Annotated in this window: 21 protein-coding genes and 1 tRNA gene; 8 read left to right on the top strand and 14 right to left on the bottom strand. The window is 68.3% G+C overall.

What is annotated here, in order from left to right; all coding sequences use genetic code 11:
• The first annotated feature begins 60 nt into the window (after nucleotides 1–60).
• Nucleotides 61–453, top strand: a complete 393-nt coding sequence (locus tag EAS64_RS16710; protein WP_246115720.1) for a MerR family transcriptional regulator — start codon at nucleotides 61–63, stop codon at nucleotides 451–453.
• A 24-nt stretch (nucleotides 454–477) separates the two neighbouring features.
• Here EAS64_RS16710 and EAS64_RS16705 read toward each other — a convergent pair whose 3' ends face one another.
• The 5 genes from EAS64_RS16705 to EAS64_RS16685 all read right to left on the bottom strand — a co-directional run bounded on the left by EAS64_RS16705 (nucleotide 478) and on the right by EAS64_RS16685 (nucleotide 4,811).
• Nucleotides 478–1,275: a methyltransferase domain-containing protein gene (locus tag EAS64_RS16705; protein ID WP_145853928.1), complete on the bottom strand. Its 798-nt coding sequence runs from the start codon at nucleotides 1,273–1,275 to the stop codon at nucleotides 478–480.
• Nucleotides 1,276–1,412: 137 nt separating this feature from the next.
• Nucleotides 1,413–1,805 carry an MmcQ/YjbR family DNA-binding protein gene (locus tag EAS64_RS16700; protein ID WP_145853927.1) on the bottom strand — a complete coding sequence of 131 codons (393 nt, stop codon included), beginning with the start codon at nucleotides 1,803–1,805 and terminating at the stop codon, nucleotides 1,413–1,415.
• A 37-nt stretch (nucleotides 1,806–1,842) separates the two neighbouring features.
• Nucleotides 1,843–2,640, bottom strand: a complete 798-nt coding sequence (locus EAS64_RS16695; RefSeq protein WP_145853926.1) for an amidohydrolase family protein — start codon at nucleotides 2,638–2,640, stop codon at nucleotides 1,843–1,845.
• A gap of 96 nt (nucleotides 2,641–2,736) precedes the next feature.
• Nucleotides 2,737–3,894: an acyl-CoA dehydrogenase family protein gene (locus tag EAS64_RS16690; RefSeq protein ID WP_145853925.1), complete on the bottom strand. Its 1,158-nt coding sequence runs from the start codon at nucleotides 3,892–3,894 to the stop codon at nucleotides 2,737–2,739.
• A 101-nt stretch (nucleotides 3,895–3,995) separates the two neighbouring features.
• Nucleotides 3,996–4,811 carry a nuclease-related domain-containing protein gene (locus tag EAS64_RS16685; RefSeq protein WP_145853924.1) on the bottom strand — a complete coding sequence of 272 codons (816 nt, stop codon included), beginning with the start codon at nucleotides 4,809–4,811 and terminating at the stop codon, nucleotides 3,996–3,998.
• A gap of 135 nt (nucleotides 4,812–4,946) precedes the next feature.
• On the opposite strand from EAS64_RS16685, the gene EAS64_RS16680 reads away from it, so the two are divergent.
• A complete protein-coding gene (locus tag EAS64_RS16680; protein WP_145853923.1) occupies nucleotides 4,947–6,320 on the top strand; it encodes a transaminase in 1,374 nt (457 codons plus the stop codon).
• A gap of 106 nt (nucleotides 6,321–6,426) precedes the next feature.
• A complete protein-coding gene (gene lhgD, locus EAS64_RS16675; protein ID WP_145853922.1) occupies nucleotides 6,427–7,632 on the top strand; it encodes an L-2-hydroxyglutarate dehydrogenase in 1,206 nt (401 codons plus the stop codon).
• A gap of 64 nt (nucleotides 7,633–7,696) precedes the next feature.
• Here lhgD and EAS64_RS16670 read toward each other — a convergent pair whose 3' ends face one another.
• From EAS64_RS16670 to EAS64_RS16655, 4 genes are all read right to left on the bottom strand, one after another.
• The gene (locus EAS64_RS16670; RefSeq protein ID WP_145853921.1) at nucleotides 7,697–7,945 is read right to left on the bottom strand and encodes a hypothetical protein; all 249 of its coding nucleotides are present in this window, start codon (nucleotides 7,943–7,945) and stop codon (nucleotides 7,697–7,699) included.
• 45 nt (nucleotides 7,946–7,990) lie between these two features.
• Complete coding sequence (locus tag EAS64_RS16665; protein ID WP_145853920.1) at nucleotides 7,991–8,797, bottom strand: hypothetical protein; 807 nt, start codon at nucleotides 8,795–8,797, stop codon at nucleotides 7,991–7,993.
• 37 nt (nucleotides 8,798–8,834) lie between these two features.
• Nucleotides 8,835–9,158: a hypothetical protein gene (locus EAS64_RS16660; RefSeq protein ID WP_145853919.1), complete on the bottom strand. Its 324-nt coding sequence runs from the start codon at nucleotides 9,156–9,158 to the stop codon at nucleotides 8,835–8,837.
• Between the two features lie 253 nt (nucleotides 9,159–9,411).
• Complete coding sequence (locus EAS64_RS16655; RefSeq protein ID WP_187365971.1) at nucleotides 9,412–9,900, bottom strand: P-loop nucleotide/nucleoside kinase family protein; 489 nt, start codon at nucleotides 9,898–9,900, stop codon at nucleotides 9,412–9,414.
• A 480-nt stretch (nucleotides 9,901–10,380) separates the two neighbouring features.
• Here EAS64_RS16655 and EAS64_RS16650 point away from each other — a divergent pair, with 480 nt between their 5' ends.
• The gene (locus tag EAS64_RS16650; protein WP_145853917.1) at nucleotides 10,381–10,752 is read left to right on the top strand and encodes a site-specific integrase; all 372 of its coding nucleotides are present in this window, start codon (nucleotides 10,381–10,383) and stop codon (nucleotides 10,750–10,752) included.
• Nucleotides 10,753–10,769: 17 nt separating this feature from the next.
• Here EAS64_RS16650 and EAS64_RS16645 read toward each other — a convergent pair.
• Nucleotides 10,770–10,842: transfer RNA gene (locus EAS64_RS16645), tRNA-Arg, on the bottom strand.
• Between the two features lie 230 nt (nucleotides 10,843–11,072).
• Between EAS64_RS16645 and EAS64_RS43635 the strand changes: the two genes are divergently transcribed.
• On the top strand, nucleotides 11,073–11,228 hold the full coding sequence (locus EAS64_RS43635; protein WP_187365970.1) for a hypothetical protein: 156 nt from the start codon (nucleotides 11,073–11,075) through the stop codon (nucleotides 11,226–11,228).
• A 20-nt stretch (nucleotides 11,229–11,248) separates the two neighbouring features.
• On the opposite strand, the gene EAS64_RS16640 is transcribed toward EAS64_RS43635, so the two are convergent.
• Nucleotides 11,249–11,998, bottom strand: a complete 750-nt coding sequence (locus EAS64_RS16640; RefSeq protein WP_145853916.1) for a PIG-L deacetylase family protein — start codon at nucleotides 11,996–11,998, stop codon at nucleotides 11,249–11,251.
• A gap of 289 nt (nucleotides 11,999–12,287) precedes the next feature.
• On the opposite strand from EAS64_RS16640, the gene EAS64_RS16635 reads away from it, so the two are divergent.
• The gene (locus tag EAS64_RS16635; protein ID WP_145853915.1) at nucleotides 12,288–12,455 is read left to right on the top strand and encodes a hydrophobic protein; all 168 of its coding nucleotides are present in this window, start codon (nucleotides 12,288–12,290) and stop codon (nucleotides 12,453–12,455) included.
• 100 nt (nucleotides 12,456–12,555) lie between these two features.
• On the opposite strand, the gene EAS64_RS16630 is transcribed toward EAS64_RS16635, so the two are convergent.
• Together EAS64_RS16630 and EAS64_RS16625 are read right to left on the bottom strand one after the other, a co-directional pair.
• A complete protein-coding gene (locus EAS64_RS16630) occupies nucleotides 12,556–13,800 on the bottom strand; it encodes a CU044_5270 family protein (protein ID WP_145853914.1) in 1,245 nt (414 codons plus the stop codon).
• Nucleotides 13,797–14,258 (bottom strand): RNA polymerase sigma factor, encoded by a 462-nt coding sequence (locus EAS64_RS16625; protein ID WP_145853913.1) that lies wholly within the window; start codon nucleotides 14,256–14,258, stop codon nucleotides 13,797–13,799. Before EAS64_RS16625 ends, EAS64_RS16630 begins: the two co-directional genes overlap by 4 nt.
• Before the next feature lie 622 nt (nucleotides 14,259–14,880).
• Between EAS64_RS16625 and EAS64_RS16615 the strand changes: the two genes are divergently transcribed.
• Nucleotides 14,881–17,001 carry an acyltransferase family protein gene (locus EAS64_RS16615; protein ID WP_145853912.1) on the top strand — a complete coding sequence of 707 codons (2,121 nt, stop codon included), beginning with the start codon at nucleotides 14,881–14,883 and terminating at the stop codon, nucleotides 16,999–17,001.
• A 365-nt stretch (nucleotides 17,002–17,366) separates the two neighbouring features.
• Nucleotides 17,367–19,199, top strand: coding sequence for a phosphoenolpyruvate carboxykinase (GTP) (locus tag EAS64_RS16610; protein ID WP_145853911.1), 1,833 nt, complete (start codon nucleotides 17,367–17,369; stop codon nucleotides 19,197–19,199).
• A gap of 660 nt (nucleotides 19,200–19,859) precedes the next feature.
• On the opposite strand, the gene EAS64_RS16605 is transcribed toward EAS64_RS16610, so the two are convergent.
• The gene (locus tag EAS64_RS16605) at nucleotides 19,860–20,846 is read right to left on the bottom strand and encodes a LacI family DNA-binding transcriptional regulator (RefSeq protein ID WP_145853910.1); all 987 of its coding nucleotides are present in this window, start codon (nucleotides 20,844–20,846) and stop codon (nucleotides 19,860–19,862) included.
• Nucleotides 20,847–21,273: the final 427 nt, after the last annotated feature.

Here is a 21,273-nt window from a genome sequence, read left to right as displayed (position 1 = left end):
TCCCGCTTTAGCATCATGACTGCGAGGAATACCGGACACTGCGGCGAAGGGAGGCGGACAGTGGAGCCGTTCGACGACGAGAACGTACCGCTCTTCACCGTGGGCCAGGTGGCGGACATGCTCTCGCTGAAGCAGGCGTTCCTGCGCCGCATCGACGATCTTCAGGTCGTCTCGCCGCAGCGCTCCGCGGGCCGCCAGCGCCGCTACACCCGGGTGGAGATCCGCATCATCCAGCAGGTCGCGACGATGGCCGACGAGGGCATGACGATGACCGCCATCCGGCGGATCATCGAGCTCGAGCAGCAGCTGGCCGAGGTCGTCCGGCAGCGTGACGAGCTCGCGGCACGGCTGTCCGAGGTCTCTGCCGAACGGATTCGGCTTACTCAGCAGCTTCGCAGCCTGCTGCGGCGTGATGACGGGGACCGGGCATACTCCGCCGGGGACGAGGTCTGACTCAGGCGGGGGTTACGGGCGCGGTTAGCCGACGCGGCAGAGGATCTCGCCGTGCGGGCAGAGGAACCAGCCGTCTTCGTCCGCCGCCCAGGCGTGCCAGCCCGCGGCGATGCGTTCCAGGGCCTCGGGGGTGGCGATGCCGCGTTCCTTCGCGGCCTGAGCGATCGCGGACTTGACCGAGCGGTCCGCCCACAGGCCGCCCCACCAGTCGCGCTCTGCCTGCGTGGCGAACGTCCAGTTGGAGGACGAGCTGATGATGTCGGTGAAGTCCGCCCGCCTGGCCCATGCGTACAGCCGCCGGCCTGCATCCGGCTCGCCGCCGTTGCTCCTGGCGACCGCGCGGTAGAACGCCTGCCACTCATCGAGGGCCGGCGACTCCGGGTACCAGGCCATCGCGGCGTAGTCGCCGTCGCGGGCCGCGACGAGGCCGCCCGGCCTGGTGACCCGGTGCATTTCGCGCAGCGCCCGCACGGGGTCGCTCAGGTGCTGCAGCACCTGATGGGCGTGGACCACGTCGAAGCTGGCGTCGGGGAAGTCGAGCGCGTACACGTCGCCGGCCGCGAAGTCCAGGTTCTGCCTGCCGCCGGCGGCAGCGGCGGCCTGCGCGATGATCTCCGCCGCTGAGTCGATCCCGGTGACCCGGCCCTGCGGTACCAAGTCGGCGAGATCCGCGGTGATCGTGCCTGGGCCGCAGCCGACGTCGAGGATCCGGGCGTCCGGCGCGAGATGCGGCAGCAGGTAGGCGGCGGAATTCGCCGCGGTGCGCCACTTGTGCGAGCGCAGTACCGACTCATGGTGACCGTGCGTGTAGACCTCAGGCATGACTCTCATGCTAGACGAGTCTTACTGGATGGACTAATATGTCTCATTATTTGGACAGCCAAGTCCGCGATGCGCCCCCGGGCTGGACGGCACTGGGGAGACGGGTGGCGCGGGAGAGTCAGCCGATCCCGTTCGGGCTAATGCCTGAGATATCCCTCGGCGACCTGCGGCGGCGCGACCGCCAGCCAGCCGTCGACCAGCGCTTCCCGCAGGTCCTGCGGGCTGACGTTGTCCAGCTGGATCAGATAGCCGTTGTAGCCGTTGAAATGCTGAATGGTGAAGAAGCCGTTCTTGCCCGCGGCCAGGATCGCCTCCTTCTCCGCCCGGTCGACGGTGCGGACGGCGAGGATCGGGCCCTGCGGGGGCTGCTCGTCGCCGTAGCGCTTCAGGTCCGCCTTGCTGAACGGGCGTTCCCAGGCGAACGCCTTGCCCGCGACGTCCCAGGTGCGGCTGCCGCGGTGCTTCTCCACACCCTCGGTCACCTCCGGCAGCCCGGCGGCGATCGCGGCCACGTCATCGTAGGTCTGCACCGGTCAACCGTACGCCGGATTCACCTGGCGAGCCGGTTCACCTGACGAGCAGGGCCGCGGCGTTGTCGTGCAGGATGGCGGCCTGCTCCTCGTCGGTGAAGCCCAGCCTCGCGACGGCGGCCACGGCGGCGAGCGGGTCGTCAATCGGGTAGTCGCTGCCGAAGATCACCCGGTCGATGCCGAACTTCCGCAGCACCCAGGTGAACTGCTCGGCGAACGGGCCGCCCGCGAGCATCGGGCTTGTCGCCGAGATGTCGGTCCATACGTTCCGCCGCCACCACGGGTAACGCGCCAGGATGTCGTAGAGGAGCAGCTGCGGGAAGCCAGGGCCGTGCGCGTGGGCGAGGATGAGCCTGGCCTCGGGAACGGCCGTCGCCAGGTTCACGAACTTGCCCGGCTGATTGGCGTCCCACGGGGAATAGGCGTCAAACAGGACGGGCAGCTCACGCTCGGCGGCGCGCCGCACGACCGCCTCGACGGCGGGATCGGCCACGTCAAACCGCTGCGTATTCGGGTGCAGCTTGAGCCATGCCGCGCCCGCGGCGGCGACCCGGTCGATCTCCGCGGCCGCCGCCCCGCCGTCCGCCGGATGCACTGAACAGACCGGATAGAAGAATCCGCCCGAGTCACGGGCCAGCCGCAAGACGGCATCGTTGCCCGCCATCGTGCGCTTCAGCTCACCGCCCCGCGCAATTGTGAGCGCGGCGGCGCGCGCGATCCGGGACCCGCGAACAAGCGCCAGGTATGCCTCGGGCGGATGCGGATCCGCCACGATCTGGGCCTCGGGGTCGAGCATCGGATGCGTGTGCGCATCGATGATGGGTCCGTCGTACACGGAGCATGACAGTAACTCGCAATTGCATAGAAATCGAGCGAAGTCAGTCGCTCGTGACGGACTTTGCCAGTGCTTGGACGATCCTCCAATAAACCGCTAAAGACCCATGTCCTTGGCGATGATCGTCTTCATCACCTCAGACGTTCCGCCGTAGATCCTGTTCACCCGGTTGTCGGCGTACAGCTTGGCGATCGGGTACTCGTTGATGAACCCGTAGCCGCCGTGCAGCTGCAGGCAGCGGTCGATGACGCGGCTCGCCACCTCGGTGCAGAAGAGCTTGGCGGAGGCCGCCTCAGCGGCGGTCAGCTCGCCCCTGTCGTGCGCCTCGAGTGCCCGGTCGACGACCGCCTGCGCGGCGTCCACCTCGGCCTTGCAGGCGGCGAGCTCGAACTTCGTGTTCTGGAAGGACGCGACGGTCTTGCCGAAGATGAGCCGCTCCTGGGTGTACTTCTTCGCGAACTCCACCGCGGCGGCGGCCTGCGCGTAGGCGCCGAAGGCGATGCTCAGCCGTTCCTGCGGCAGGTTCTGGCCAAGGTAGGAGAAGCCCTTGTTCTCCTCGCCGAGCAGGTCCTCCACCGGGACCTTTACATCGTGGAAGGACAGCTCGGCGGTGTCCGACACCTTCAGGCCGATCTTGTCCAGCTTGCGGCCGACCGCGTAGCCCTCGAGCTTGGTGTCGACGACCAAGAGAGAGATGCCGAACCTGCGGTCGTCCTCCTTGGCTGGCGCGGTGCGCGCGCAGACGATCATCCGGTCGGCGTGCACGCCACCGGTGATGAACGTCTTCGCGCCGTTGAGCACGTAGTGGGTGCCGTCTTCCGACAGCTTCGCCGTGGTGCGCATACCGGCCAGGTCGGAGCCCGTGCCCGGCTCGGTCATCGCGATCGCGAACAGCATCTCGCCGGAGATGAACTTGGGCATCCAGCGCTTCTTCTGATCCTCGGTGCCGAGCTTGAGCAGGTACGGCAGGCAGAGCGCGACGTGCACGGCGGAGCCGCCGAAGCTCACCGCGGCCCGTGCCAGCTCCTCGGTCTCGATCGCGGAGTACTTGAAGGACGTGAGACCCGCGCCGCCGTACTCCTCGGGCACCTCGATGCCGAACACGCCAAGCTCGGCGAGCTTGTAGTAGAAGTCGCGCGGCACGATGCCCGCGTCGTACCACGCCTGATAGTTCGGCACGACCTCGGCCTCGATGAAGTCACGCAGGACCTGCCTGAAGGCCTCGTGGTCCTCGTTGAACACGGTACGACGCATTTGTTACTCCTCGGTAGGAACTCGTTCCCTCTGATTGTCCACTACCCGCGCGAGTGGTCTTCCGCGCTCCCCGGCTCGGGCACCTCGGCGCCGGCTGCCGGTCAGCCCCGGCCACGCCGGTCGTGGAAGCGGTGGTCCCGCTCGATGAGGCCGGCGATCTCCGTTCGCTCGCTGGCACTGAGGTTCCCGCCTGCCGCGAGCACCAGGCCGGCCAGCTGCCTGGTGGCGGTCAGCACGGGGATGCCCACGTTCTCGTCGAGGTAGCCGATCTTGGCCCGGGGGTGGTTGAGCAGGACCACCGGCTGCACCCGCACCGGGCGGCCGCGCCGGGCAAGGAAATCCTCGAGCTGCCTGGCGGGCTCGCCGAGCTGCCGGTGCGGCGGGCGGTCGCCGGCGTCCGCGAGCACGTGTTCCTCGTGCGCGATGCCGTACCGGTCGATCTTCACGTAGGTCCACCGCTCCGGCTTGATGCTGAACGTTCCGTTCACGTACTTGACCTCGACGGCGAACAGGCCGGCCGGCCCGAGGATCAGGTAGTCGATCTCGCCGCGCGCGTTGCGGTAGCCCTTGAACAGGGTCCAGTCCTTGCCGAGCGCGCGGTTCAGCACGGCGGCGACCTCCCGCTCGCCCTCGGCACCGCCGTCGAGCGCGCCAAGCGCCGCATCGGCCTGCCTGCGCGCCGCGGTCGGCGCAACGGGGGTGGCGGCACGCCGCCGCCTGCGCGACTCAAGCGTCCACCACAGCCAGGAAAACGGGCGGCGCCGCCTGCGGGCCAGGTCGCGTCGCTCAACAGCCTCCGCGACCCACTTGCGGTGCGCGGCAAGTTCCCGCTGGTACTCGCCCGCGGTCCGGCGGCCGGGCGACTGACGCTCGGCTCGCATGTCGGCCACGTGATCCGACAGCACCATTAGCCGCATGCGTCGAGTATTTCCGTGCCAGCCCCAGTCGGCAACTCGCCATTCCAGCGCCCAGTCCGCGCATCGGGGCGGGCGGGCCCGACGCGTGCGCGACTCCGGGGCCGGTGGTTGCCAATAGGGCTGAGGTTTCTGAAGATGTCTCTTGTGACTGCCATCAACAGGGACCGGCTCGCCGCGCTGGTCAAGCGCGAGCAAGACTCCTACGCAGCGAACTTCCCCAGGTCCAGGGCCGCCTTCGACGGCGCGGGCGAGCATCTGCTCGGCGGCGTGCCGATGACCTGGATGCGAATGTGGCCCGGCGGGTTCCCTGTGTACCAGGCGGCGGCACGCGGCGCCAGGCTCAGCGACATCGACGGTCATGAGCTGATCGACTTCTGCCTGGGTGACACCGGCGCGATGGCCGGGCACTCGCCCGCTCCGGTGACGGAGGCTGTCGCCCGGCGCTATACCGAACTGGGCGGGGCGACCACCATGCTGCCCACCGAGGACGCCGCATGGGTGGCGGCCGAGCTTGCCCGCAGGTTCGGGGTGTCGCACTGGTCGTTCACGCTGTCGGCGACCGACGCCAATCGGTGGGCGATCCGGGTCGCGCGCCAGCTGACGAGGCGGACCAAGATCCTCGTCTTCAGCTACTGCTACCACGGCTCGGTCGACGAGACCTTCATCGTCGTCGGCCCCGACGGCCGGCCAGTGTCCCGCGCGGGAAACGTCGGCGCGCCGGTGGACCCGGTAACCACCACCCGGGTGGTGGAGTTCAACGACCCCGCGGCACTGGAGCGGGAGCTGGCGCACGGCGACGTCGCGGCGGTGCTGATGGAGCCGGCGCTGACCAACATCGGCATCGTGCTGCCGCGCGACGGCTACCTCGCCCAGGTGCGCGAGCTGACCCGCGCCGCCGGGACGCTGCTCATCAACGACGAGACGCACACGTTCAGCGCCGGTCCCGGCGGCTGCACCAGGGCGTGGGGCCTGGACCCCGACATGGTGACCATCGGCAAGTCGATCGGCGGCGGCGTGCCCTGCGGCGCGTACGGGCTTGACGCGGGCCTGGCCGAGCGGATCCTGAGCGATGACAGCGCCGACATCGAGGACGTCGGCGGGGTGGGCGGCACCCTGGCGGGTAACGCGCTGTCCGTCGCCGCGATGCGCGCCTGCCTGGGATCGGTACTCACCGATGCCGCCTTCGCGGGCATGACAGAGGTGGCCGCCGGCTACACGGAATCGGTCCGCGCGGTCCTCGCCGCGAAGTCCGTCCCCTGGTCGATCAGTCAGCTCGGCGCCCGGGCGGAATACCGCTTCACCCCGGAGCCGCCCGTCACCGGCGGCGAGTCGGCCGCCGCCGCGGACGTGGATCTTGACGAGTACATGCACCTGTACACGCTGAACCGGGGCATCCTGATGACCCCGTTCCACAACATGGCCCTCATGTCGCCGATGACCACGAAGTCGGACGTGGACGCGCATACCGCCGTCTTCACCGAAGCCGTGTCGGAACTGCTTGGCGAGTGAGGGACCATGGAGTTCTCATGCGACTGAGCATGTTCAAGGCCGGCCTGCATTACTCATGGCAGGAGATCATCGCTCAGGCAAGCCGCTACAGGATCGGGAGCCCGCGATGACCGGAGAGACCTTCGACGTCGCGGTCATCGGCGCCGGGCTTGTCGGGCTCGGTACCGCGATGGCGCTGCTCGCGGAACGTCCGGGGCTGCGCCTCGCCGTCCTGGAAAAGGAACAGCAGGTCGGCACTCACCAGAGCGGCCATAACTCGGGTGTCATCCACGCCGGGCTGTACTACCAGCCGGGCAGCCTGAAGGCGAGGTTCTGCACCGAGGGACGCCACGCCATGGCGGAGTTTGCCGCCGAGCACCAGATCCCGTACCGGCTGACCGGCAAGCTGGTGGTCGCCACCAAGGGCAGCGAGCTGCCGCGGCTCGCCGGCCTGGCCGAGCGGGGTCGGGCGAACGGGCTCGCGGTCAGGGAAGTCGCGGCTGGCGAGATCGCCGAGATCGAGCCGGAGGTCCGCGGAATCCGCGCACTGCACATACCGGAAAGCGGCGTCATCGACTACCGGCTCGTCGCCGCCGCCTACGGGCAGACCGTAGCCCACCGCGGCGGTCAGGTCCTGTGCGGTCACGGAGTCAGACGGCTCACCAGAACCGGGAGCGGCTGGCTGGCCGATACCGATGGCGGCCCGTTGCAAGCCCGGATCGTGGTGGCCTGCGCCGGGCTGCAGGCGGACCGGATCGCCGCGATGACCGGTCACGGCATCCGCGATTACCGCATCGTCCCGTTCCGCGGTGACTACTACACGTTCCGGCCCGACAAGGCCGGCCTGGTGCGCGGGCTGGTATATCCCGTACCTGACCCGGCCTTCCCGTTCCTCGGCGTGCACTTCACCAGGGGTGTGGACGGGACACTGCACGCCGGGCCGAACGCGGTGCCTGCGCTGGCCAGGGAAGGATACGGGCGGCTCTCGGTGAACGGCAGGGACCTGCTGGACAGCCTGCGGTTCCCCGGGCTGCGGCGGCTGGCCCGTGAGTACGCCAAGACCGGGGCCCTGGAGATCTGGCGCGACCTGGTCAAGACCGCCTACCTGGCCGAGATGCGCAGGTACATTCCCCACCTCAGGCACGGCGACATGAGGTTCGGTCCTTCCGGCATCCGGGCGCAGTGCCTGAGCAGGTCGGGCACGCTCGTCGACGACTTCCTCATCCAGGAGGACGACGGCGTCGTCCACGTGCTGAACGCGCCATCGCCCGCCGCGACCGCGTCCATCGTCATCGGCAGGCACATCGCGTCGCGCGTCCTCACCAGGCTCTGAGCGCGCCGACCCGCACGCAGCTCTCGCGCGCCAGAATCACATTTACTCGACGGGTGCCCGGGGGCTACGTGGTGGGCACGGTGCGCCAGGTGCTGCCGTTCCAGAACTCTGACCCCGACCCCCCCGCCAGGGCGACGCAGCTGGTGGCGGACAGGCAGCGGATCTGGCCGAACGACCGCGGTGTGCCGCCGGTGAACGTCATCTGGAGCGGCAGCCAGTCCTGTCCGTCCCAGTGGTCGGCGAGCGCCACGGTGGCGTCGTTGCCGACCACGATGCAGGCGCTGGCGGAGGAGCAGGAGACCGACTTGAGCATCGGGCCGAAGTCGGCCGCTACGACAGGGAAGGACCGGGTCCAGGTCTAGCCGTTCCACTGGTCGACCAGGACCCCCAGTCCGAGGTTGTCCTCACCGACCGCGAAGCACCTGGTCGTGGTTGGGCAGGACACCGCCCAGATCGACTCGGACGTGGTGCTCGGCGGCCGGGTGGCGGCCCATGCCTTGCCGTTCCACCGCTCGATCAGCGGCCCGGAACCGTCGTCGCCGATGGCGACGCACATGCTCGTGGTCGCGCATGAGATGGCATAGAGAATGCCGCCGCGGCTGCCGGGCGGAGCCGCGGCGGGCTGCTGCGCCCACGCCGTGCCGTTCCAGTGCTCGATCAGCACCGTCCGGCCGCTGCCTTTGGGCAGGTAACTCCCGGCCGCGTAGCAGCTGTGTACCGCGGGACAGGCGACCGCCGTCAGCTGAGAACCAGCCCCTGGGGCCGCGGCCCGGGCGACCGACCAGCTCTTGCCGTTCCAGAGCGCGCCGATGGCGTAGGAGCCGCCGGACTTCGGCTGCGCCTTGCCCACCGCGACGCACGGGTGGCTGGCCGGGCAGGCGACGCCGTTCATCCGCACGCGGACGCTCCCGGGTGGGTTGGGCACCGTAACCCGGACCCAGGCGGTGCCGTTCCAGTTGTCGCCCTCGAGCTGGGTCGGGTGGTCGGGGTTGTTGTCGCCGACGGCCACGCACTGGGTCGCCGACCGGCAGTCAAGCGACGTCAAGACGGCCGGAGCGGTTGCCGCGCTCGCCGCCGGCGCCGCCGCTCCGCCAGTAAGGGCCAGCGCGGCGGCCACGGCGAAGGCCAGCCACAGCCGTGCCGCCCGTGAATCCAGCACCTTCATGAGCCCTCCGTACACCCGTGATAATGCTAGGTAGTTTCTACCGCGCGCCGGATCCGGCGGCTTCCTGCTCCTCGGCATGGCCCAGCGCCTGGAACAACCGGGCGGCGAAGTGCATCTCGACCTCGAGCTCCGACCCTGGGTTCAGTTTCTCGCGCCCGGCCTCGTCGAGCGGCGGCTGGACCACAATGCCCTCGTCGGCCAGGAGCTTGCTAACCATCTTCCGGCGAACTGGCGACCACGGCTGGAAGCCGAACAGGTCCCTGAAACGGTGCGCCCTCAATTTCCGCGATCCACGCTGACTGGCCTCGATCGATCCCCGCAGATTGGCGACGATCTCCGCCGGGTCACGGTCCACTGCCATGTCTGCCTCCAACCCTGTTCTATGTGTGGAGTACAGGCCGCCGGGACTGTACCCGGTAGGGCCTTTAGTCCCACAGACAGGACCGTGAGCCTGGCAGCCGTGACCTGGGTCGATGTACTTGACACGCCGCCTGACCTGCTGAGATCTCGGCAGATCTCGCGCTAATGTGCCCTCGATGTGCCCCAGCGAGGTCGTCTCATGCCTAACGACGACCAACCCCGCGGCCGTCCCCCTCGTAGAGGGGCTGCTTGGACTATTTCAAATCACTGGCTAGAAGGTAATGTTCATCTTCACCGGGAGGCTGCCAACCCACCAGATAACCATCCAACATTTCTCGGCTAATCTCAAAAGATTCTTCCGTGAGATTATTGTTTCTTTCAATAACTCGTTCTCGTATTTCTTCTATTGGAGTTTCAACGTAGTACATTGTCACCTTGGCGCCTATTGCGCGTATTCGCCGCTTCAGCTGCTCTCGCTCTTCTCTTCCCCAGAACCCTTCGTCCATAATAACGTCAATCCCTCTTCCTGCAAGGTAGAATGCAAAATCTCGCGAGAGTCCGATGATCTTTGCATCCCACTCCGCATATCCGTCGATTGCAGGATTGTTTCCGATTAGACGAATTGACCACTCGTCTTTCGTGATCCTCACTGCTCCGGTTCTTTCTTCTAGCTTCTTTGCAAAAGTCGTCTTACCGGCTCCGATAAACCCGCAAATTAGATAAACGGTAGCTTGCGATTTCATGAAGCCCATCATAACAGGTCCGCGAACTTTAAGAAACTGATTAAGCTATTGATGCTAATCGAGGTTAAACAATACTATCCAGCCGATGACCTGCCGGAGTGCCCGGCAGGTGAGTGAGACAGTGGCAGCGAAGAAGCCGTGACTCGCCCTATAGGCCGGAGTCACACGCCGGGATGTGCCATGGCATGCCATCCGTCGTTTTACCGTCAACCCACGCTTGACAGTAAACAGTAAGGTTTCAGGGGGAAATATACTCCTATGGTTGCGGTTACCTGCACGCTACGCGCCCGCAGAACGGCGGATTTGACACGGGGGCGCGGCTGTACGCTTGCCCGCGATCAGGCGGCCTTCCCAGATCGATCGCATAAGCCCGATGGAGCCGCCGCGAGGGGTCCCCGTGTCAAATCCGCCGCGGCTCCGAGATTGCCTTGGGTTCCGCGGCCCCGTCTTTGCCTCCGCGCCAACCTGGACGCCCGCACGGTGAAGGTCACCCGGCAGCTTCACTACCACGGTGCTGGCCACTCGTTCGGGCCGCCCAAGTCGCGCGCTGGTGTGCGGGACGTGGACATTCCCGAGCTGATCGTGCCTGATATCCGCGAGCACCTGAACTGGCTTCCCTCGTCGGCTTCGCTCGTCTTCGCTACCTCGACAGGCACGCCGTTGGCGCACTCGAACTTCCGCCGCCGCGTCTGGCTCCCGGCTCTCGCTGCTGTCGGCCTGGAGGGCGTCCACGTTCACGACCTGCGGCACACCGGGAATCAGCTGATCGCAAATGGAGGCGCTGAACTCGCCAAGTCGAAGGCGTGTAAGGCTTCTGAGCGATCGGGCACGAAACGGGCGCGCAGCTGCTGAAGACGCTGAATGACCAGCGCCCCAACCGGGACTCGAACCCGGGACCTACCGCTTAGGAGGCGGTCGCTCTATCCACTGAGCTATCGGGGCCTACGGAAACCCTAGCCTACCTGGGATCCAGGGCGCTCGTCGCGCCGTGCGCGCCAGCCGGAGCCCGAGTGCCGGTCACGTGCCGCCCGGCAGGCGGTAGATAGCCATCGGATCGCCGGTGGGCTCGCTGGCCACCGGGCGGACCGCCACCAGGCCGAAGCCGTTCTTCTCGATTACTCGCCTGGAGGCGACGTTGCGGGCGTGGGGTCGACGAGGATGCCGGCGCCGGGATGATGGCGGCGGACCCCGGCCACCAGGGCGGCGATGCCTCCACCGTCGTGTCGGGAATCCACCACGGTGCCACGTGCGGCTGCCTGAGCCAGTCCGCTACCAGCGGCAGGTCATGCTCGGTCATCGGGCGCAGCGACAGCATGCGGCTACTGTAGGCCCGCCGGACGCGGGCCGGTCAGCGCAGCAGCACCTCCATCGCGCGGGTGAAATGAGCGATCACCCCAGGGGGAAGCACCGGGCCGAGCCCGTGGCCCCGGTCCGTGAGCTGGCTCGTGAAGCACGTGATGGCCGCCCGCTTCCGGGCGGTGGCGCGCGGCGGCAGCGGCAGGCGGAGTGCCAGGTCCCAGGGGACGCGAGGATCGCCAGGTACTGCCCAGTGCCACATCCAGACCGGATAGAAGTACAGGCTCTGCGGTCCCGCCCTGCGCGCGGCGCGGCCCGCGGCCTCGTGATCGGGGTGCATGTCGTGTTCCCACGGGGCAAGGCACAGGTCGAAGCCCTCGAGCAGCGGCACAAGCGCCTCGGTCAGTTCGTCCTCACGGGCCGCCAGCCGCCTGTCGGGCAGCTTGAGCCTGATGACCTCGGCCGAACCGGCGCCGAGCGCGCGCAGCGCGGCGGCCGTCTCCGCGGACCGCCGGCGGGCGAGCGAGGCCGGGGTGGCATGACCGCGGTGCGACCTTTCGCCGTCGGTGACCGCCACCAGCCGCAGCCGCGCACGCGACGCGGCGAGCATCGAGATCAAGCCGCCGACGCCGAGCACCTCGTCGTCGGGATGCGCGGCCACGATGACCGCGCTGCTCAGGCTCGACAGGCCAGCCAGCCCGGCACCCGGAAGCGTGCTCAGCCAGGGCCACGCGGCCCACAGCCGCTCGTCGGTCCCCGGCGCGTCGATGGGATCGCGGCGTCCCGCCCATGCGCTCACCATGCGGTCCCGCGGCCTGAATTGCCAGCACGCCCCATACGGCTCCCCCGGGATCGAAACGGCGAACAGGCCAGCACGGCTACCCGTGGCCTGCCCGTTCACACCAGGGATCGCCCTGCTCATTGGCCACCGGGCCACCACCGCGGCCCAAAACGCCGAACGGCGCGGGACCAGATGGGGAACGTCATGGCGGTCAGCGAAAGAGCGCGGAATAGCCACCCGTGTTCGGGGTAACCGAGAGCAGACCAACGAACGGATGACCCGCGCATCCGTCACCGGAAGGAATAACCCAATGGGAATCATCCTGCTCGTTCTACTGCTCGCGATTATCCTCGGCGGGCTCGGCTTCGCCATCCACGTCCTGTGGTGGATCGCGCTGGCGATCCTCGTCATCTGGCTGATCGGCTTCCTGGTCCGCGTCGGCGAAGGCGGCACGCGCAGCCGCTGGTACCGATGGTGACGAGGTGCTAGCTGCCTGCGACGCAGCCCGTCAATCACGATGCTCGCCCCGCGGCCGTTGCTACGGCCGCGGGGCGAGCATCACTGTCCAGGGAGCGAGCTTAGGAGGCGGCCGGAGTACCGAGCCTGTCGGTCCACCCCATCGACAGGTAGGCCTCGGTGCCGTCGAGCCTCCCGGAAATCGTGCTGCCCGTGCGCACCGGGTAGGTGGTCAGGTCAAGCACCTGGGCGGTGGCCGGGCTGATGATCAGGAAGTCGCCGGTGCCGCCGTCACCGATGGCGGTGCCTGTCCGGCCGAGCGGGTCCGTGACGTTCGTCGCGACCGTGAGACCGGACTCCTTGGCGAGCAGGCCGTAGACCGCCGACCTGGTGCCGGGCGTGACCGGACCGGTGAGCAGCGCGCCGGCCACCTGGAAGTGGTACTGCGCGTAGGACGGATTGGCCACCCCGACGGTCGCCGCCCGCTGCTGCGGGGTCAGCCCCTTCCACGCCCGGTGCAGCAGCAGCGCAAGCCTGCCAGGGGTCGTCGGCAGCTTCCCCGCTTTCGCGATGCTGACCTTGATCGCGCCGATGTTGTAGGAGTAGCCGCCGAACGGGTAGTCGCTGGTTACCGGTCCGGTGCGACCGATGCCCGCCTGGCCGGCCAGCTTCGGAGAGCCCGCCGCCTCCCACCTCTTCTTCGCCGCCGCCGACGCGAAGCCGAACACCAGGTTCTCGTTGACGATCGTCCGCGTCCGCGAGGCGCCGGTCCAGCTCTCCTCGGTGGCCGCGAATGACGCGCCGTACTCCCTGGCGACCTTGACGCCCTTAGTAGGCCTGCCCTTGCCCCCGTACACGGGGGCGGTCGGCTGGAAGTCGCGCTCCTTGACGTACCAGAACGAGCCGACCCCGGCAGGCTGGGCCGCAGCGACGTGCGCGGCGGTGAGCAGGACGGCTTGGGTGCTGTGCGTCCCGCCGGCGGGCACGCCGCCGGCCGGCCCGCCGCTGGACTGGGCAGGCCTCTGGGCCGGGTGCCCGTGCACCGGCGAAGCGATCAGTACCGCCGCCACCACCGCGGCGGCGGTAAGTGCGGCACCGGCGGCCACGAGGACGCGCGGCCCGATCGCACGGCTTGCCAGCACACGGGAGCGAAGACCGCCGGCCGGCGCCGGTAGCCCGGACGCCGCCGGCAGCCCGGACGCCGCGGGCTGCCCGGACGCCGTGAGCAACCCCCCGGATGCGGGCTCGCCGAGCATGCGGGCCAGGTCGCCGGCCCGGCGCCGCGCGTAGGTGTCCTCGGCAAGCCGGTCGAGCCCGGCCGGGCGCAGGTCGCTGACCACGTTCAGCGGATCATCCATCAGATTCATCGCCCGTTTCCCTCAGATAGTCGAAGAAGGGGAGCCCGGCCGTCCTGGCCGGCGGCGGCGCGTGCCGCCCTCGAGTGCGCGGGAGACTGGTCATCGAAGCGCCGCAGCGCGTCCGCCAGCCGGCCGCGGGCGCGGTGCAGCCGGACCGTGAAGGCGCGCGGCGAGCAGCCGACGACCTCCGCCGCTTCCACGGTGGACAGGCCGTGCCAGGTGACCAGGGTCAGCGCCTCGACGTCGCCTTCGTTCAGCGAGCCGAGGGCGTCGAGTGCCGCGGCACGCTCAACTACGTGCTCGCCCGCGTCCCATGCCTGCAGGTCGGCGTCGCTGGTGAGCGCCGCGATGCGGTCCGCGAGCCGCTGCTGCCTGCGGGCCCTGCCGAACTGCTGGCGCAGCAGGTTGCGGGCCACGCCGAGCAGCCAGGGCAGCGGCGGCTGCGGGATCTCGGCGAGCCGCGCCACGAGATCAGGAAGGTCTCGTTCGCCACGTCCTCCGCACCGCCCGGGTCGGCGTGCTGGAGTGCGTACCGCAAGACCCTTCGGTAGTACTCGTCGTACAGACCGGTGAACCGCTGGGTGGGATCACTCAAAGTGCCTCCTTCCGTGAGTCCGTCATCAGGTAATCCACCGGGAGGCCGGATAATCACAGGCGAGTTTCTCTCCACTGCGCTCGCGGGCCGCCGGGGAAGACCGGGAAGACGGGGAAGGCGGGGGCGGTGGGGCGCAGCCACGAACCCGTTCGGTATGCGGCCTCAGAAGACGGCTGGGACGGACAGCCGGGGGACACCCCGGCCGCGGATCACTCTTCTTATATCCTCAGTCCTCGCTCGCGGCCGGGAGCAGGTTTCGCCCGCGAGGGCGGGGGAAGCCACCAACGCGGGTAACAGAGCGGGAACAACAGCGGCACACGCGTGCCGCAAAACGTGGCGCCACCAGGCATTCGCTGCCTGGCGGTGTCACGAAAAAAACAGAGCGCCGGGGTTCGAGCTGCTCAGCCATCGGATTTTCTGTAGGCTTTCGCCATAAATCGCCCTTTGAGCCGATCATCGGCGGGCTTGAAGCCAATCGGAGGCTTTCGGTAGTCGTGAGCGTGCAGGAGAGGCCGCTGCCCGCCAGCGAAGTGACCGGCGAGGCCGAGGAGCAGCCGAAAGAGATCGCCAAGGGGCGCGGGTTCCGGCCGGACATCCAGGGGATGCGGGCGATCGCCGTCGTCATGGTGGTCATCTACCACCTGCAGCCGTCGTGGCTGCCCGGCGGGTTCGCCGGGGTGGACGTCTTCTTCGTCATCTCCGGCTTCCTGATCACCGGCCACCTGCTGCGCGAGTACCAGAAGACGCGGCGGGTGCACCTCCTCGCGTTCTGGGGGCGGCGGGCGAAGCGACTGGTCCCCGCGGCGGCCCTGGTGCTGACCGTGACGTGGCTTCTCTCGTGGCTTGTGCTGCCGGCCACCCGGCTCGCCGACACCGCCGCGCAGATCCGGGCGAGCGCGCTGTACTACCAGAACTGGCAGCTCGCCTGGAATGCCGTCGACTACCTCAAGTCGGCCGACGCAGCGAGCCCGGTGCAGCACTTCTGGTCACTGTCCGTGGAGGAGCAGTTCTACCTGGGCTGGCCGCTGCTGTTCCTCCTCGCCGCGGCCGTGGGACTGACGGCACAGCGGGAGTCGCGGCGGGTCCGCGGGCACTACGCGGCCATGGCGCTCGCGCTCGCCGTGGTCGCGGGCTCGCTGTGGTACTCGGTCTATGACACGAACGCCAACCCGGCGGACGCCTACTTCGTCACCACGACCCGGATCTGGGAACTCGGGCTCGGCGGACTGCTCGCGCTGCTGCCGGCAGCGGTGACCAGGCGGGCCGGCCGGCTCGGTGCGCTCGGCTGGGCCGGGCTCGGCCTGGTGATCGCGTCCGCCTTCGTGCTGAACGGCACGACCGCCTTCCCAGGGCTGCTCGCGCTGCTGCCCGCCGGGGGCGCGGCACTGCTGATACTCGGCGGCTCGCCGGAGGGGCGCTTCGGCCCGCACCGGCTGACGTCAACGCGGCCGATGGTGTTCACCGGAGGCATCTCCTACTCCCTTTACCTGTGGCACTGGCCGCTGATCGTGCTGTGGATGTCGTGGAACGGCCGCTCGATCAACCTGGCCTCGGCGGCGGGCATCGTGGTGCTCGCGGTGGTGCTGTCCTGGCTGACCAAGGTCTGGGTCGAGGACAGGGTGCGGACCGCGTCCCTGCTGTCCGGGCACAACTGGCGGTCCGTCTCGACCGCGTTCATCGCCGCCGTGCCCGTCCTGCTCGTCTCGCTCTTCATCGCCACCCAGCCGTCACCGTGGGACGGCAAGCTCGGGCCCGGGTACCCGGGCGCCGCCATGCTCGCGGACAAGATCATCGCGGTGACGCCCGCCCCGGTGCTGCCGCCGCCCGCCGCCCTGCAGCTCCCCGCGTACTGGCAGCAGGGCTGCCTCGTCCCCGCCGCCTCGCCCACACCGAAGGAATGCGACTACGGCGACCTGGCGCACCCCGTGCTGACCGTCGCCCTGGTCGGTGACTCGATGGCGGGCGACTGGTTCAGCCCGCTGCAGGCCATTGCGCAGAAGCGGCACTGGCGGCTGGTCACCGAACTGCACGCGGTCTGCCCGCTGAGCGCGGCGATGCTGCTCACCCCGGCGACCGGCGGCCCGTACACGCCCTGCCACGCCTGGGGCAAGGCTGTCGTGCACGACCTGGTCACGCGCATCAAGCCGGACGTCGTGATCACCAGCGAGTACCCGCTCCAAGCCACGGTCAAGCACCCGGCGGTCGGCAGGCCCTCAGCGGTGGAAATCGGCATGGGAATGGCCAAGTACTGGCGGCAGCTCCAGCTTCACGGCATCTCCGTGGTGGCCATCAAGGAATCCCCGATCGTGGGGCGGAACATCCCCGAGTGCGTGTCGCGGAACCCCGATGACCCGTCCGTCTGCGACGTGCCCAGGTCGAAGGCGATCAGGCGGAACCTCCCGACGGTCTTCGCCGCGCGGGCGTCGAAGGGCAAGGTACCGCTCATCGACATGAACCCGCTGATCTGCGGGCCGCTCGAGTGTGAGCCCGTGGTCGGGAACGTCCTCGTCTATCAAGACAGCCATCACCTCACGAGCACCTACGCGCTCACCACGGCGCCGTACCTGGAGCGGCGCCTGCTGCGGGTCAGCAAGACCCTCGCGAAGAAGCGCTGACTTCCGCCGCTGACTTCCGGCGCTGACCCCCGCGTCGGCCCCGGCGTTGACCCCCGCTTCGGCCCCCGCGTCGGCTCCGGCCTTGACCAAGCCTTGTGAAGACTTGCACAAGTCTTTACCGAGCGTTTCCTGGTGTCGCGGAAATCACGTTCCCGCTGGCCAGGGCCACAGGCCTAGACCAAAGTGCAGATCAGCCGTCGCCACCTTGGCCTACTCCCGCCGGGCATGTCACGATTACTCTCCGTAGTGCATGATGTGATGAGCGTGACAGATCCCTTACTGCAAGAGCGGCCGTTCTCCTGTCAAGATGAATAAATCGCCAACTTCTCAAGCGATGTGCTTGACGAGACGAGAGGACCGAGTACGTGGTCGATGTTGATGCCATCCTGGAAGCCGCCCACCTGAAAAACGACAGCGTGCGTGAGTACGTGCGCTACTGGGCCGGTGTCACTGGCGCTGACAACATCGAGGTCGTCAGCGTCGAGGACGACACGCGGCTGATCGAGGAGGCCCTGGCGGCCGGCGAGATCCTGCCCGCAGGCAACGGCCTCTACTATTCCCGCAGCTACTACAAGGACACCGCGCGCTCCGAGGAGCGGACGATCGTCGCCACGAGCAACCCGTCCGACAAGGGCGTCTACAACAACTGGTACCCAGCGGCCGAGATGAAGGCCAAGCTCACCGGCCTGATGACCGGAGCCTCCAAGGGCAAGACCATGTACGTGATCCCGTACCTGATGTCGCCGCCCGGCTCCCCCGTCGAGAAGTACGCCGCGGGCGTGCAGCTCACCGACAACCGCGCCGTCGTGCTGCACATCAACCGGATGGCCCGGGTCGGCGCCGAGTACATCAACAACCTGGCAGACCCGGACAGCTTCGTCCGCGCCGTGCACGTCACCGGCGACCTGGAGAACCTCGGACAGGGCACGCCAGAGGACAAGCGGTACTTCGTGACGGTGGCCGACGAGCGGACCATCCTGCACTTCGGCTCCTCCTACGGCGGCAACGCGCTGCTCGGCAAGATCGCGCACGGCCTGCGCCAGGCCGCCTACGACGGCTGGGCGTCGAAGAAGTTCCTCGCCGAGCAGTTCATGCTGCTCGGCATCACCGACAAGGTGACCGGCAAGAAGTGGCACATCGCCGGCGGTTTCCCGTCTGCCTCCGGCAAGACCAACCTCGCGATGACGCTGTCACCCGACGCCCTCGGCGACCGCTACTACGTCGAGTTCTACGGCGACGACATCGCCTGGATGTGGGTCGGCTCCGATGGCCGCCTGTACGGCATGAACCCCGAGTTCGGCGTGTTCGGCGTGGCCAAGGACACCAACGAGAAGACCAACCCGACCGCGATCGAGGCGATCGCACCGGGCTCCAAGTCGATCTTCACCAACGTCGCCTACAACGCCAAGACCCAGGAGGTCTGGTTCGAGGGCCGCACGTCCGCGCCGCCCGCGGACCTGGACGGCTGGACGGACTGGAAGGGCGGCCTCATCGCCGACCGGTTGCCCGCCGAGGCGAACGACCCGTGGGCGCACCCGAACTCCCGGTTCACCACCACGCTGGCCAACGTCCCGAACGTCGCCGACGACTACGAGAACCCGGTGGGCGTGCCGATCGACGGCATCATCTTCGGCGGCCGGACCAGGGACCGCGAGCCGCTGATCCGCGCGATCAGGGACGTGGCCGAGGGCGTCTACGACGGTCTCACCCTTGGCGCCGAGGCCACCTTCGCCGCCGACGGGCTGGATGGTCAGCTGCGCTACGACCCGATGTCGATGCGGCCGTTCATGTCCTACCCGGAGGGCCCCTACGCCGCGCACTGGCTATCCATCATCGGCCAGTGCACCGACAAGCCGATCTTCGCGCACGTCAACTGGTTCCAGCGGGACGCCGAAGACGGCCACTTCCTGTGGCCCGGCTACCGGGACAACCTGCGCGCACTGCTGTGGCTGATGCAGCTGCGGGACGGCGAGGTGACCGGCATTGAGTCTCCGGTCGGCATCCTGCCGGCCAAGGAGGAGCTGGTGCTTGACGGCCTGGACATCGAACCGGCCGACCTCGACAAGCTGCTCACCATCGACACCGACCGGTGGAAGCAGGAGATCGGCTTCCGCAAGGCGCACCTCGAGCAGTTCCCGAACCTCCCCGAGGAGATCTGGGAGGCGCACCGCCGGGTGGCCGAGGCTCTCGGCGAGTAGGTTCTCTCAAGTCAAAAGCAGGAAGCCGCGGGCTGGTGCGAGTGGAGATCGCACCAGCCCGCGGCGGCTTTCGTTCTATGTACTCCCGAACGGGTTCGTGGCTATCGCCTTGATTCGGCTTCGCCATGACTCCTTGGGCTGTGAGTTGAGGGCTGGGGCTTGGCGGTTCGTCCGCGCGCTCGTCTGGGCCCAAGACCGGGGCCCGAAGGCGCGCGGCCAAACCGCCGGCGCCCCCGCTCCTCCGGTCACCGGGGGAAGGGCAGCGCACGCAGTCACGTCAGATGGCTGACGCAAAGGCCCGGTGACGGCGGTCCGTTGGGCGCACGGCGCTGCTGTTTGCTTATGGGCTGTCGCGGATCCGGGCGGTCTCTAGCACCCGAGGGAACTCTGGTGGCGTGGTCGCGGCGGGGTGTGCAGGCGTGATCACGGAACTTCGGATCCTCGCGGAACTTCGCTACCCGAATCGGGTAGCGAAGTTCCGTTGAAATACAAAGTTCCGTGATCATCGACCTTGCGGCGAGGCGGACGGGGCTATCGGGATCCGTGAGCCCAGCGGTGAAGTGGCTACTGAGGCTTGATATCGGAGCGGTGTCGCTGACCGGCGACGCGACGCTTACCGATGGCGCGTTTCATGATCCGGAACGCTACTGGCCGCCTTGGCTAGGAGCGGGGCGGGGCGACGCTTTCGCGGGTGACGAGGGTGGGGGTTAGGACTCGGCGGTCGCCCAGTCGGTGGCCGCTGGTGATCTGGGCCAGTAGGAGGTCCAGGCTGGCGTCGGCCACCGCGTCGAAGTCGGGGCGTACCGTGGTCAGCGGGGGGATGTAGTAGGCGGCCTCAGGCACGTCGTCGAAGCCGACCACGCTGACGTCCTCCGGGACCCGGCGGCCGCGCTCGTGCAGGGCGCGCAGGATGCCGAGTGCCAGGTGGTCGTTGGCGGCGAAGACCGCGGTGACGTCGGACATCCTGGCGAGTATCTGGCCGTTGCGGTAGCCGGAGGCGGCGAGCCAGTCCGCGGACATGAGCGGCGGGATCTCGGCGCCGGCCTCGGTCAGCGCGCGGCGCCAGCCGGCGACGCGGCCGCGGGCGTCGAACCAGTCGTCGGGGCCTGACACGTGCCAAACGGTGGCGTGCCCGGCCTCGAGCAGGTGCTTCGTCGCGGCGTAGGCGCCGGCCTCCTGATCCACGGTCACCAGCTCGGTCGGCCTGGCGGGGTCGCCGTCGATGGTGACGAGCGGGATGTCCTCGGGGAGGTCGTCGAGTGCGTCGTTGGCCGACTCCACCGGCGCGATGATGACCAGGCCCGCGACCCGCTGGTCCAGGTGCCGGCCGATCGCGTCGGCGATCGGCTGCCTGTCCAGCGTGCGGACGCTCTCCACGTTGACGGTGAAGCCGCGGCGGACGGCCTCCTCGGCCAGGGAGCTGAGCGTCGCGGCCGGGCCGAACAGCGTAGAGGACCGGGACACCACTCCGATGACCTGGGACGTCCCGGTGACGAGCAGCCGCGCTGCCTTATTGGGCCGGTAGCCGAGCTCGTTGATGGCGGCCTGCACCCGTAGGCGGGTCTGCTCGCGGACGTTCGGGTGCTCGTTCAGTACCCGGGAAACGGTCTGATGCGAGACGCCTGCCAACTTGGCGACGTCGGTCATCGCCGGCTCTCTGGCGGGTCTGACCACGTAGTTCCCCACTTGATTGTCGTGTCTGTGCATCTCGCTGCGTCAAAAGACTACCCCCCGACGTCAGTGCATGTCCGGGTCGTCGTGACTCGCGTCGCGACGGCTTCTCAGCAGCTCGATTGTGAACGCTAACAGATTCACCTGTCAACGCACCAGCCGGTTCATCTTGTCACTCTTTTGCATAAGCACAGCTCAGCACCGACCGGAGCCCGACGCGCTATGGGATGCGCGCCGGCAGGAGCCATGGTAACGAGATGACATCGGGGTATTGACACCCCAGATTGAGCACGTTAACAATCTGAGCCAACGAGCAGTTGGCACAACCCGGGCCAACGGGGCATCCCGCCGAGTCGTTCCGGCGGGAAACCGCGGCGGCCTGGCAGTCAAGGGAGACGAGGCG

The sequence above is a fragment of the Trebonia kvetii genome, from assembly GCF_007827045.1.
GTDB classification, from domain to species: domain Bacteria; phylum Actinomycetota; class Actinomycetes; order Streptosporangiales; family Streptosporangiaceae; genus Trebonia; species Trebonia kvetii.
This window is presented reverse-complemented; position numbering and strand designations above follow the sequence as displayed.